This is a genomic window from Leucobacter chromiireducens (genome assembly GCF_003917135.1).
GTDB lineage: Bacteria > Actinomycetota > Actinomycetes > Actinomycetales > Microbacteriaceae > Leucobacter > Leucobacter chromiireducens_A.
Map to the genome: position 1 here is coordinate 24,488 of NZ_RPDI01000027.1, position 12,651 is coordinate 37,138.

Here is a 12,651-nt window from a genome sequence, read left to right on the forward strand (position 1 = left end):
CGCCGGGCCCGCGCCCGGCCCGCGCCCCGCGGAGCTAGCCCGCGAGCACCTTCATGATGCGCTGAGCCGACACCGGCTCGGCGGTGCGCAGCTGCTGCGCGAACAGGCTGACGCGCAGCTCCTCGAGCAGCCAGCGCGCACGCGCGAGGTGCTCGGGGGCGTCCTCGGGGAGCGGGATCTTCCCGCCGCCCTGCTCGAACGCGCCGCGCACGCGGTCGATCTCGTTCTGCCACGCGCGATCCCGCCCGGGGTTCTCCGTGAGCGCGCGCATGCGCTGCTGGATCGCGTCGAGGTAGACGGGCAGCCGTTCGAGCCGGTCGAGGCCCGTGTGCGACACGAACCCGAAGGTGTTCGTCGCCCAGACGAGCCCGTCGATCTGCTGCGCGGCGTCGGACACCTGCGAGAGCACCTGGATGGACTTCGCCTGGTCGATGGCCTTGCGTGCAAGCCGCGCGCCGTCGAGCACGCGCGCCGTGAGCGCGATCGCCGCGTAGATGTCGTCGATGAGGGTGCGCGCGTAGTCGTTCGCGAGCGAGTCGAAGACCTCTGCGCGCCAGACGAGCCCATCCGGGGCGTGCCGGCGAATCACCCGGTCTGCCGCGGCGAGCGACACGTCGGCGATCGCCTGGTCAAGCGAGCGATAGGGGCCAGCGCCGAGCAGCAGCTTCTCCTGGTTCGACAGGTGCGCGCGGATGTAGCTCGCCGGGGAGGGCGAGCTCAGCGCGAGCAGGCGGCGGATGCCGCGCCGGGAGAGCCGCGCCTGCTCGGCCTCGTCGGCGACGAGCACGAGGTCGACGCTCGTGCGGCGGTCCACAATCGCGGGGTACGCGCGCACCACCCCGGCCCCGCCGGCGCGCCCCTTCGCGTACGCGGTGTCGACGTGGCGCGGGAGGTCCCCGAAATCCCACGCCGTCGCGCCCGACTTTTCGAGCTCGCTCTTCGGGAGCGCCGCTGCGGCCACCTTCGCGACGCCCTCGGTGGCGCGATCCTTGTGCGCCGCCTTGAGCTCGGCGAGATCCTTGCCGGATCCGACCGTGCGGCCGCGCGCGTCGATCACCCGGAACGTCGGGGTGAGGTGCGCGGGCAGCCGCGACGGATCGAAGTCGGTGGGCGACACCGGCACGCTCGTGCGCCGCCGGATCTCGGTCGCGAGCAGCGCGGTGAGCTGCGGGGCCTCCGCGCCGGCGGCAGGCGCCGGCGCGTCGAGCTGCGGCGCCACCGTGGCGAGCAGGGTGCGCGCCCAGTCCGCCGCGGGCACCACGTGCTTGCGGATCGCCTTCGGCAGCGTTTTGATGAGCGCCGTGACGAGCTCCTGGCGGAGCCCGGGCACGAGCTTCTCGAAGTCGGTGCCGTCGAGGCGGGGGAGGAGCGGCAGCGGGACGTTGACCGTCACGCCGTCGTCCTCGGCGGTCGGATCGAAGCGGTAGCGCAGCTTGAGCGACTGGTCGCCGTGCTGCCACTGACGCGGGTACTCGGCCTCATCGACCGCCTCGTCCTCGTCCTCGATGAGGTCGGCGCGGCTCAGGTGCAGGAAGTTCGGCTCGCGCCTGCGCTTCTCCTTCCACCACCCCTCGAAGTCGCGCGTCGACGCGACGTCCGCCGGAATGCGGGCGTCGTAGAACTCGAACACCGCCTCGTCGTCGCCGACGATGTCGCGACGGCGTGTGCGCTCCTCGAGCTGCTCGAGCTCGCGGCGCAGCTGCCGGTTGGCGCGGTCGAACGCCTGCGGCGAGTCCCACTCGCCCTCGACGAGCGCGTGCCGGATGAACAGCTCGCGCGCGTGCGGCGCGTCGAAGCGTGACAGCTGCACCCGGCGCCGATCCACGATCGGGACGCCGTAGAGCGTCACCCGCTCGTACGCGACCGCGGCGCCCTGCTTCTTCTCCCAGTGCGGCTCGGAGAGCTGCCGCTTCGCGAGCGGGCCGGCGAGCTCCTCGGCCCACGCCGGATCCACGACCGCGTTCGAGCGCGCGAACAGCCGCGACGTTTCGACGAGCTCAACGCTCATCACCACCTCGGGCGGACGCTTCGACAGCACCGAGCCCGGGTAGAGGACGAAGCGGGTGCCGCGTGAGCCCAGATACTCCTGCGCCGGCTTCCGCTTCGCGGCCCCTGCAACCCCTCGTCCCTGGGGCACGCTGCGATCCTGTCGGTCGTCGCGCACCCCGAGCTGCGAGAGCAGCCCGGCGAGCACCGAGCGGTGGATCGCCTCGCCGGAGCCGCCCGTCACGTGCTGCGCGGCGGCGTCGGCGTCGCTGCGCTTCACGCCGGCGATGCGGGCGAGCTGCCGGAACAGGTCCATCCACTCGCGCACGCGCAGGAAGTTCAGGTACTCCGCCTTGCACATGCGCCGGAACGCGCTCGACGAGCGCTCGCGCTGCTCCGTCTGCAGGTAGTTCCACAGGTTCAGCAGGGTCATGAGGTCGCCCTGCGGATCGCTGAAGCGCCCGTGCAGCTCGTCGGCGCGCCCGCGCTCCGCCTGCGGCCGCTCGCGCACGTCCTGGATGGTCAGCCCCGCAACGATCGCGAGCACCTCGGCGACCACCTCGTGGCGCCTGGCCTCGACGACCATGCGGGCGAACCGTGGCTCGATCGGCAGTCGCGCGAGCTCGCGCCCCACCTTCGTGATGCGATGCGTTGCCCCGGATCGCTTCGCGGCACCGCCGCGGCCGCCCCGACCGCGCGCGTCGCGCTCGCCGCCGGTGTTGGCGGTCACCGCGCCGAGCTCGGTGAGGAGGCCGAGGCCGTCGGCGATCCCGCGCTGATCCGGGGGCGTGAGGAACGGGAAGCGCGCGATGTCGCCGAGCCCGAGCGAGAGCATCTGCAGGATCACCGACGCGAGGCCGGTGCGCCGGATCTCGGGTTCCGTGAACTCGGGGCGGCTCGCAAAGTCTTCCTCGCTGTAGAGCCGGATCGCGATGCCGGGGCTCGTGCGGCCCGAGCGGCCGGAGCGCTGGTTCGCGCTCGCCTGCGAGACCGCCTCGATGGGGAGGCGCTGCACCTTGCTCCGCGCGCTGTAGCGCGAGATGCGCGCGGTCCCGGCGTCGACGACGTAGCGAATGCCCGGCACGGTGAGCGAGGTTTCGGCGACGTTCGTCGCGAGCACGATGCGGCGCGCTCCCGCGTTCGCGCCGCTCGGGCGCTCGAAGACGCGGTGCTGCTCGGCGGCGCTCAGCCGGCCGTAGAGCGGCAGGATCTCGGTGCGCGCCGCGCGGCCGGACGCGCGCACGCGGCCGCCGAGCGCGTCGGCGGCGTCGCGGATCTCGGCCTCACCGGAGAGGAAGACGAGCACGTCGCCCGGCGCTTCCTTTCCGAGCTCGTCGACGGCGTCGCCGATCGCGTCGAAGAGGTCGCGCTCGATCGTGCGCACCTTCGGAGCTCCGCCCTTCGGATCCGGCGTCTCGATCTGCTCGACGAGGGGCCGGTAGCGCAGCTCGACCGGGTACGTGCGCCCGGACACCTCGATGATGGGCGCTGGCTGCTTCGTGCGCACATCGGCGAAGTGCGTCGCGAACGACTCGGGGTCGATCGTCGCCGAGGTGATGATGACCTTCAGGTCCGGCCGGCGCGGCAGCAGCGTCTGCAGGTACCCGAGCAGGAAGTCGATGTTCAGACTGCGCTCGTGCGCCTCGTCGATGATGATCGTGTCGTACGCGGACAGGTCCCGATCCCGATGGATCGCGTTCAGCAGGATGCCGTCCGTCATGAGCCGGATCCGCGTGTCCGCGGAGACCTTGTCGGTGAAGCGCACCTGGTAGCCGACGAGCCCGCCGAGCTCGGAGCCGAGCTCCTCGGCGATGCGCTCGGCGATGGTGCGCGCGGCGATGCGGCGCGGCTGCGTGTGCGCGATCCGTTCGCGGCCGAGCGCGAGCGCGATCTTCGGCAGCTGCGTGGTCTTGCCCGAGCCGGTCTCGCCGGCGACGATGACCACCTGGTGGTCGCGGATCGCCGCCTCGATCTCGTCGCGCATCTGCGAGACGGGCAGATCCTCGGGGAAGTCGATGCGAAGCGCGGGAAGAGTCATGATCGAACCATTATTTCAGGCCCAGCGTGCTGGCGGCTCCCCGGGCGTAGACTGCCGCATGTACGCACCACCGGATGGGAGATTTGATGACGACCGCACTGCCGATTCCGACCATTGAGCTGAACGACGGAAGCCAGATCCCGCAGGTGGGCCTCGGGGTGTTCCTCGTGGAGCCAGGGGAGACCGAGCGGGTAGTGTCCGAGGCGCTTGAGGTGGGCTACCGCCACATCGACACCGCCGCGATCTACGGCAACGAGGCGGAGGTCGGCGCCGCGATCGCGAAGAGCGGCATCCCGCGCGAGGAGCTGTACGTCACGACGAAGCTGTGGAACGACCGCCAGACCGACGCGCGCGGCGCCCTTGAGGACAGCCTCGACAAGCTCGGCCTCGATCACGTCGACCTCTACCTCGTGCACTGGCCCGTGCCGAGCCAGGACACGTACGTGACCGCCTGGGAGCAGGTGCTCGATCTCCGCGAGGCCGGGCTCACCACCTCAGCTGGAGTGTCGAACCACGAGGTGGATCACCTCACCCGCATCATCGAGGCCACCGGCGAGTTCCCCGCCGTCAACCAGATCGAGCTGCACCCCGAGCACCAGCGCCAGGAGCTCACCGCGTTCTGCCGCGGCAACGGCATCGCGCTCGAGGCGTGGGGTCCGCTCGCCCAGGGCAAGAGCGATCTGCTGCAGCTGCCCCAGCTCGCGGAGATCGCCGCAGCGCACGGCACGTCCGTCGCCCAGGTGGTGCTCCGCTGGCACATCGAGAACGGCACCATCATCTTCCCGAAGACGAGCCGTCGCGAGCGCATGATCGAGAACGCGGCGCTGTTCGACTTCGAGCTGACGGAGACCGAGCACGCCATCGTGACGGCGCTCGAGCACGGCCGCAACTACGGGCCGGACCCCCGCACGTTTGGAGCGAACGCATGACATCTGCTGTGAACCCCATTACCGTCACGATCACCGGCGCAGGCGGGCAGATCGGCTACGCGGCCCTGTTCCGGATCGCCTCCGGCGCACTCTTCGGGCCGAATCAGCCGGTCGCGCTGCGCCTGCTCGAGATCCCGCAGGGGGTCAAGGCGGCGGAGGGGGCGGCGCTCGAGCTCGTCGACGGCGCGTTCCCGCTGCTCGCCTCCGTGGATATCGCGACGGAGCCGGCCGCGGGCTTCGATGGCGCGAACATCGCGCTGCTCGTCGGCTCGCGACCGCGCACCGCCGGGATGGAGCGCGCGGACCTGCTCGCCGCGAACGGCGCGATCTTCGGGCCGCAGGGCCGCGCGATCAACGACCACGCCGCCGATGACGTGCGCGTGCTCGTCGTCGGCAACCCCGCGAACACCAACGCGCTCATCGCGCAGCGCAACGCGCCCGACGTGCCAGCGGAGCGCTTCACCGCGCTGACCCGGCTCGACCACAACCGCGCCGTCGGCCTGCTCGCGGAGCGCGCCGGCGCGGCGGTCGCCGACATCGCTGGCGTGACGATCTGGGGGAACCACTCCACCACGCAGTACCCGGACCTCAGCCACGCGACCATCGCCGGGCGCCCGGCGCTCGACGTCGTCGGCACCGAGTGGGGGCGCGGCGCGTACATCGACCGCGTCGCGAACCGCGGTGCCGAGATCATCGAGGTGCGCGGCGGATCCTCCGTCGCCTCGGCCGCGAACGCCGCGATCGATCACGTGCGCGACTGGGCGCTCGGCACCGCGCCCGGTGCCTGGACCTCGGCGGCGCTTCCCTCGACGGGTCACTACGGCATCCCCGCAGGCATCATCGCCTCGGTGCCGGTCCGTTCGGCGGGCGACGCGGCCGGCGTCGCTGCGAACTGGGAGGTCGTCGATGGGCTCGACGTCGACGAGTTCTCGCGTGCGCGCATCGACGCCTCGGTCGCCGAGCTCGTCGCCGAGCGGGACCAGGTGGCCGCGCTCGGGCTGATCCCCGGGGCGTAGCCCCGATCCGATCCCGATCGTGCGGGCGGTGCACCCGCCCGCACGATCGCCGGTTCCGCCGCCGCGCGGGGTGCTCGCGCGCAGAAAAGCCGCCGGTGCAGCAGCTCCCGTACTTTCTGCCCTCGCGAGCGGCCTAGGATAGACGTATGTCCAAGGTTCTTTCTTCTCTTCCCGTGGGCGAGCGCGTCGGCATCGCCTTCTCCGGTGGTCTCGACACGTCGTGCGCGGTCGCGTGGATGCGCGAAAAGGGCGCTGTGCCCTGCACCTACACCGCCGATATCGGCCAGTACGACGAGCCAGATATCGACGGCGTCGCCGGCCGTGCGAAGGAGTACGGCGCCGAGATCGCCCGCCACGTCGACGCGAAGCTGCCCCTCGTCGAGGAGGGCTTCGTCGCGCTCCAGACCGGCGCGTTCAACGTGCGCTCGGGCGGAAAGACCTACTTCAACACCACCCCGCTCGGCCGCGCGGTGACCGGCACCCTGCTGGTGCGCGCCATGAAGGAGGACGGCGTCGACATCTGGGGCGACGGCTCCACCTACAAGGGCAACGACATCGAGCGCTTCTACCGCTACGGCCTCATGGCCAACCCGGCGCTGCGCATCTACAAGCCGTGGCTCGACGCCGACTTCGTGACCGAGCTCGGCGGCCGCCACGAGATGAGTGAGTGGCTCGTCGCGCACGGCTACCCGTACCGCGATTCCACTGAGAAGGCGTACTCGACCGACGCGAACATCTGGGGCGCGACGCACGAGGCGAAGACCCTCGAGTTCCTGAACGCTGGCCTCGACGTGGTCGAGCCGATCATGGGCGTCGCCGCGTGGCGTGACGACGTCGAGGTCGCCACCGAGGAGGTGTCGGTGCGCTTCGAGGCGGGCCGCCCCGTCGCGATCAACGGCGTCGAGTACGCCGACCCGGTCGCGCTCGTGTTCGAGGCGAACGCCATCGGCGGCCGCCACGGGCTCGGCGTCTCCGACCAGATCGAGAACCGCATCATCGAGGCGAAGTCGCGCGGCATCTACGAGGCGCCAGGCATGGCGCTGCTGCACATCACGTACGAGCGGCTCGTCAACGCGATCCACAACGAGGACACCCTCGCGAGCTACCACACCGATGGTCGCCGCCTCGGCCGCCTGATGTACGAGGGCCGCTGGCTCGACCCGCAGTCGCTCATGCTGCGCGAGTCGCTGCAGCGCTGGGTGGGCTCCGCGGTCACGGGCGAGGTCACCCTCCGCCTGCGCCGCGGCGACGATTACACGATCCTCAACACCGAGGGCCCGAACCTGTCGTACCACCCGGAGAAGCTCTCCATGGAGCGCACCGTTGGTGCCGCGTTCGGCCCGCAGGACCGGATCGGCCAGCTCACCATGCGCAACCTCGACATCGCCGATTCGCGCCAGCGCCTTGAGCAGTACGCGCAGATGGGCATGGTCGGCGGCGCGGTTGCCGACCTGGTCGGCGAGCTGGAGAAGGGTGGCGCAGCCGAGATCGCTGACGCCGTGACCGGGATCAGCGAGGAGGGCGACGTGCTCGGCCTCTCGGCCGCGTTCGACGCAGGCACCGACTAAGGAACACCGGCCCGGGACCCGGGCCGAGCTGGGCATCGCAGCGCCCCCGCACTATTCTGGGTGCGGGGGCGCTGTGCCGTGTGTGCCCCACGCCAACACGAACGAACTGACCGTTCAAAGCAGAGGATCAATGACCGCGCTGACCGCCATGACCGAGCTGACGCTCGCCGCCGCGCGTGTTGCGGAGGGAGATCCGGGCCCGAACCCGCTCCTCCCGACCGGATATGACATCGCGTTCTCCGTGATGGCCATCGCCATCCTGGGCCTCGCGGTGTGGGCGCTCGTCGTGCTCGTGAAGCGGCAGGACGACGTGTCGCTCGTCGAGTTTTTCGTGTGGCTCGCGGTGATCCTGATGTTCCCCGTGCTCGGGGCCGGGGTGTACCTGCTCGCGCGTGGCCGCGGCCGGCGCGGCCAGGCGGCGCCAGCGGCGGCACCGGCCGCCCCTGACACCCCAGCCGAGTAGGCCCGGCCGCCTCGCGGCCCAACACCCGCGCCCCGCAGCGGTCTGACCGCTCATTCGGTCTGTGAACTGGGGTTTTCGCCGCGAAAGCGGCCGGAAATGGCGCCGCTCGGCTTGACTTGCCCTGAGCACTCACGTAAGTTCGGCCTCACCGGGGCCGGGAATGTTTGATGGGGGATTCTCTTCGTAGACGAGGCAGGAATCCAAAATCATGGCTTCATCGAGGCGTGCCACTCACCGTTCCGTATTCGCGCTGGCGCTCACCGCCGGCCTGCTGCTGAGCAGCTGCTCAAGCGGCGGCTCAGACACCGGCGGCGGTGGCAGCGCTGGTGAACCGGTGGCCGGCGGGGAGCTCTCCGTTGGCGTCGTCGGCGGCTCGGTGAAGGACACCCTCGACGCGCACGTTCCGGTGACGCACCCCGACCAGGCGCGCGTGGTGCAGCTCTACTCCACGCTCGTCGAGTACACCCCCGAGCGGGAGTTCGAGATGGCACTCGCCGAGTCGGTCGAGCCGGGCGACGAGGCCCGCTCGTGGACCGTGACGCTGCGCGAGGGTCTCTCCTTCAGCGACGGCAGCCCGATCACCTCCGCCGACGTCGTCGCGTCGATTCGGCGCATCACGGACCCGGAGGATCCCAAGGCCGGCGCGACGGCGCTCGCCTCGCTCGATCGGGACAGCATCAAGACGCCGGATGCGCGCACCGCGGTGTTCACGTTCACGGAGCCGACGATCACGTTCATCGACTCGCTCGCCGAGTACTCCTCGGGGATCGTGCCGAGCGACTACGATCCGGCGGCGCCGGTGTCCTCCGGCCCGTTCGCGCTCGACACCTTCGAGCCGGGCAAGCAGAGCACGTTCACCCGCAACGAGCACTACTTCCGCGAGGGCGAGCCGTACGTCGACTCGCTCACGCTCATCAACTTCCCCGACGACACGGCGCGGGTGAACGCGCTGCTCGGCGGCCAGGTCGACGCGATCGATGCGCTACCGCTCGGCCAGACGAGCGTCATCGAGGCGAACGATGCCTTCCACATTCTCGAGTCGCCGAGCGGCTCCTGGCTGCCCTTCACGATGCGCGTTGACCAGGCCCCGTTCGACGACGTCCGCGTGCGGCAGGCGTTCCGGCTGATCGTGGATCGCCAGCAGATGGTGGAGCAGGCCCTCGACGGGCACGGCGACGTCGGCAACGACATGTACGCGCCGTACGACGACTGCACCCCGGAGCTGCCGCAGCGCGAGCAGGACATCGAGGAGGCGAAGCGGCTGCTCGCCGACGCCGGCCAGAGCGATCTCACCGTCGAGCTCGTCACCGCCCCGGTCGCCGCCGGCGTGGTGGAGGCCGCGCAGGTGTTCGCGCAGCAGGCGAAGGAGGCCGGGGTCACCGTGCAGCTCAACCGGGTGGAGGCGGGGGAGTTCTACGGCGAGAACTACCCGAACTGGACGTTCGCGCAGGACTTCTGGTTCACGCGCGACTACCTGCAGCAGACCACCTTCTCCGGCTTCGACACCTCGCCGTACAACGAGACGCACTGGAGCGACCCCGAGTGGACGAAGATCGTGCGCGACGCGCGCGGCGAGCTCGACGCGGATCGCCGCTGCGCGCTCATCGCCGAGGCGCAGGAGATCGAGTACAACACCGGCGGGTACATCATCTGGGGCTTCCCGAGCACCATCGACGCGTACCGCGACGGCGTGCACGGCTTCGTCGAGGATCCGAGCGGGATGCCGCTGTCCTCGTTCCGGCTGCGCCAGGTCTGGCTGGACGGCACTGCGTGACGACTGTGCCCGCTGCTGGACGGCGTCCGGGGCGCGGCACACGGCGGGGCGGGGGAGCGCGGCACACCGCGTCCGGCGCGATCCTCCGCCTGCTGGCCGCGCGGCTCGGCTTCGGCGTGCTGACACTGTTCGCGGTGTCGATCGTGGTGTTCCTCGCCACGCAGGCGCTGCCGGGCGACGCAGCCCAGGCGATCCTCGGGCGTGAGGCCACGCCGGAGCGGCTCGCCGCGCTGCGCGAGCAGCTGCACCTCGGCGGCAACTGGGCCGAGCAGTACGGCTCGTGGATGGCGCGCCTGTTCACCCTCGACCTCGGCGTCTCCCTCAGCGCGCGGATCCCGGTCGCCGAGCTGATCCTCCCGAGCCTCGCGAACTCCGGCGTGCTGATGGCGCTCGCCGCGGCGATCGCGATCCCGCTGTCGATCGCGGTGGGCACGTGGACGGCGCTTCGGCAGGACCGCATCGGCGACCACATCGTGAGCGTCGTGACGCTCGTGCTCGCGTCGCTGCCCGAGTTCGTCGTCGGGATTCTCCTGATCCTGCTGCTCTCGACGAGCGCGCTGCAGCTCCTGCCCGCCGTCGTGGTACTGCAGCCGGGGCAGCCGGTGTGGAGCGCGCCACTGCAGCTCGTGCTGCCGGTGCTCACCCTGGTGCTCGCGGTGTCGCCATACATCACCAGGATCATGCGTGCGACGATGCGCGAGGTGCTGGAGAGCCCCTATGTGCAGCAGGCGCGGCTGAAGGGGCTGCGCGAGCGGCGCGTGGTGTTCCGGCACGCTGCCCCGAACGCGGTGGGGCCCGTCGCGCAGGTGATCGCGCTGCAGCTCGCGTGGCTCGTCGGCGGCGTCGTGGTGATCGAGTACCTGTTCCGCTTCCCCGGGATCGGTTTCCTCCTGATCGACGGGGTCACCAACCGCGATGTGCCCGTCGTGCAGGCACTCGTGCTCGTGATCGCCGTGTTCTACGTGATCGTCAACCTGCTCGCCGACGTTGCCACCCTCGTCGCGAACCCGAAAGTGAGGACCGCGCAGTGACCGTCGTGACCCAGCACCGCAGCCCCCAGCCAGACCGTGAGGAGGCCGAGCCGGCCAGCGCGCCCGGGCTCATCGCGCGCGCCCTCCGCGAGCCGAGGATGGTCGTCGGCGTGGTGCTGGCGGGGCTCGTCGTCGGGATCGCGGTGATCGGCCCCCTGTTCGCCCCGCACTCGCCGACCGAGTTCGTCGGGCCGCCGTTCGCCCAGCCCGGCCAGGACGCGCTGCTCGGCACCGACAACCTGGGGCGCGACGTGGTGACCCGCTTCCTGTTCGGCGGCCGCCTGCTGCTGCTGCTCGCGGTGCTCGCAACGCTCGGCGGGGTGGGGATCGGCGCGCTCGTCGGGGTGGTCGCCGCGTACCGGCGCGGCTGGGTCGACGAGCTGCTCATGCGGCTCGGCGACGTCGCGCTGGCCTTCCCGCAGCTCGTGCTCGCGCTGCTGTTCCTCGCAGTGTTCGGGCCGCAGCCGGCGCTGCTCGTCGTGCTCGTCGCGGTCGGCCACCTGCCGCGCGTCGCGCGCGTGGTGCGCGGCGCCGCGATGAGTGTGGTGAAGCGCGACTTCGTGCGCGCCGCCGAGGTCGTCGGGACGCCGCGGTGGCGCATCGTCGTCACCGAGGTGCTCCCGAACGTGAGCAGCACGCTCGCGGTGGAGTTCGGGCTCCGCCTCACCTACTCGATCGGGATCCTTGCCGGGCTCAGCTTCCTCGGGCTCGGCATGCAGCCGCCGGCAGCCGACTGGGGGCTCATGATCAACGAGAACCGGATCGCGCTGACGGTCGCGCCGTGGGCGGTCGTGCTGCCCGTGCTCGCGATCGCGGTGCTCACGGTCGGCACGAACCTCATCGCCGATGGGCTCGCGCGCGCCGCCATGGCGACGGAGGTGGCCCAGTGACCTCGATCGAGCAGGCCACCCCTGGCCAGCAGCAGCCGGATCACGTGCCGGCCGACACGGATCAGCTCGTCGCAACGATCGCCGGGCTCAGCGTCGTTGGGCAGCCGGCCGACGTGCCCATCATCGACGGCGTGAGCCTGGAGCTCGCGCGGGGCGAGGTGCTCGGCATCGTGGGGGAGTCGGGCTCGGGGAAGACGACGCTCGGGCTCGCGCTGCTCCGCTACGCGCGGGAGGGCACGCGGATCGCGGCCGGCCGGATCCGGATCTCCGGTGATGACATCGCGGCGCTCAGCGCGCGCGAGATTCGACGGATGCGCGGCACGCACGTCGCGTACGTGCCGCAGTCGCCGGCGACCGCGCTGAACCCCGCGCTGACGATTCGCACGCAGCTGCTCGAGTGCCTCGGCGCCGACACCGCGGAGCACCGGGCGCGCATGCGCGAGGTGATTCGCGACGTCGCGCTCCCGGAGGACGAGGAGTTCGTGCGCCGCTACCCGCACCAGCTCTCGGGCGGGCAGCAGCAGCGCGTCGCGATCGCGATGGCGTTCATCGCGCGCCCCGAGCTGATCGTGCTCGACGAGCCCACCACCGGGCTCGACGTCTCGACGCAGCAGCACGTGCTGCAGATGGTGCGCGAGCTGTGCCAGCGCCTCGGCAGCGCCGCGATCTACATCAGCCACGATCTCGCCGTCGTCGCCGAGCTCTCCGACCGGATCGCGGTGCTGTACGCGGGCCGTGTGCTCGAGGTCGGGGACACCGCGGCGGTGCTGAACGCCCCGGCGCACCCCTACACCGCGCTCCTGCTCCAGGCGACGCCCCGGCTCGCGGGCGGCAGGGACATGCGCGGGATCGCAGGCAACGCCCCGGCGCCGGCGCAGCGCCCGCCGGGCTGCGCCTTCGCGCCGCGCTGCCCGATCGCGCAGGACGCGTGCCGCAGCGGGGAGATCCCCGCGCTC

The 12,651-nt window shown here is 71.3% G+C and carries 9 protein-coding genes; 8 read left to right on the top strand and 1 reads right to left on the bottom strand.

What is annotated here, in order from left to right; translation table 11 throughout:
* Positions 1-34 precede the first annotated feature (34 nt).
* Complete coding sequence (gene hrpA, locus EGM46_RS11890) at positions 35-4,024, bottom strand: ATP-dependent RNA helicase HrpA (protein ID WP_125100363.1); 3,990 nt, start codon at positions 4,022-4,024, stop codon at positions 35-37.
* An 86-nt stretch (positions 4,025-4,110) separates the two neighbouring features.
* Here hrpA and EGM46_RS11895 point away from each other — a divergent pair, with 86 nt between their 5' ends.
* The 8 genes from EGM46_RS11895 to EGM46_RS11930 all read left to right on the top strand — a co-directional run.
* A complete protein-coding gene (locus EGM46_RS11895; RefSeq protein WP_125100364.1) occupies positions 4,111-4,953 on the top strand; it encodes an aldo/keto reductase in 843 nt (280 codons plus the stop codon).
* A complete protein-coding gene (locus tag EGM46_RS11900; RefSeq protein WP_125100365.1) occupies positions 4,950-5,969 on the top strand; it encodes a malate dehydrogenase in 1,020 nt (339 codons plus the stop codon). The genes EGM46_RS11895 and EGM46_RS11900 overlap by 4 nt, the downstream gene beginning before the upstream one ends.
* 146 nt (positions 5,970-6,115) lie before the next feature.
* Positions 6,116-7,537: an argininosuccinate synthase gene (gene argG / locus EGM46_RS11905; protein ID WP_125100366.1), complete on the top strand. Its 1,422-nt coding sequence runs from the start codon at positions 6,116-6,118 to the stop codon at positions 7,535-7,537.
* A gap of 130 nt (positions 7,538-7,667) precedes the next feature.
* Positions 7,668-8,000, top strand: a complete 333-nt coding sequence (locus EGM46_RS11910) for a PLDc N-terminal domain-containing protein (protein ID WP_125100367.1) — start codon at positions 7,668-7,670, stop codon at positions 7,998-8,000.
* A gap of 208 nt (positions 8,001-8,208) precedes the next feature.
* Positions 8,209-9,774 carry an ABC transporter substrate-binding protein gene (locus EGM46_RS11915; RefSeq protein ID WP_125100368.1) on the top strand — a complete coding sequence of 522 codons (1,566 nt, stop codon included), beginning with the start codon at positions 8,209-8,211 and terminating at the stop codon, positions 9,772-9,774.
* Positions 9,771-10,805 carry an ABC transporter permease gene (locus EGM46_RS11920; RefSeq protein WP_346773392.1) on the top strand — a complete coding sequence of 345 codons (1,035 nt, stop codon included), beginning with the start codon at positions 9,771-9,773 and terminating at the stop codon, positions 10,803-10,805. The genes EGM46_RS11915 and EGM46_RS11920 overlap by 4 nt, the downstream gene beginning before the upstream one ends.
* Entirely contained in the window at positions 10,802-11,695 is an 894-nt protein-coding gene (locus tag EGM46_RS11925; RefSeq protein ID WP_241156311.1) for an ABC transporter permease, read from the top strand. Before EGM46_RS11920 ends, EGM46_RS11925 begins: the two co-directional genes overlap by 4 nt.
* A partial coding sequence (locus EGM46_RS11930; protein ID WP_206427568.1) for an ABC transporter ATP-binding protein occupies positions 11,692-12,651 on the top strand: 960 nt, incomplete at its 3' end. The genes EGM46_RS11925 and EGM46_RS11930, both read left to right, overlap by 4 nt.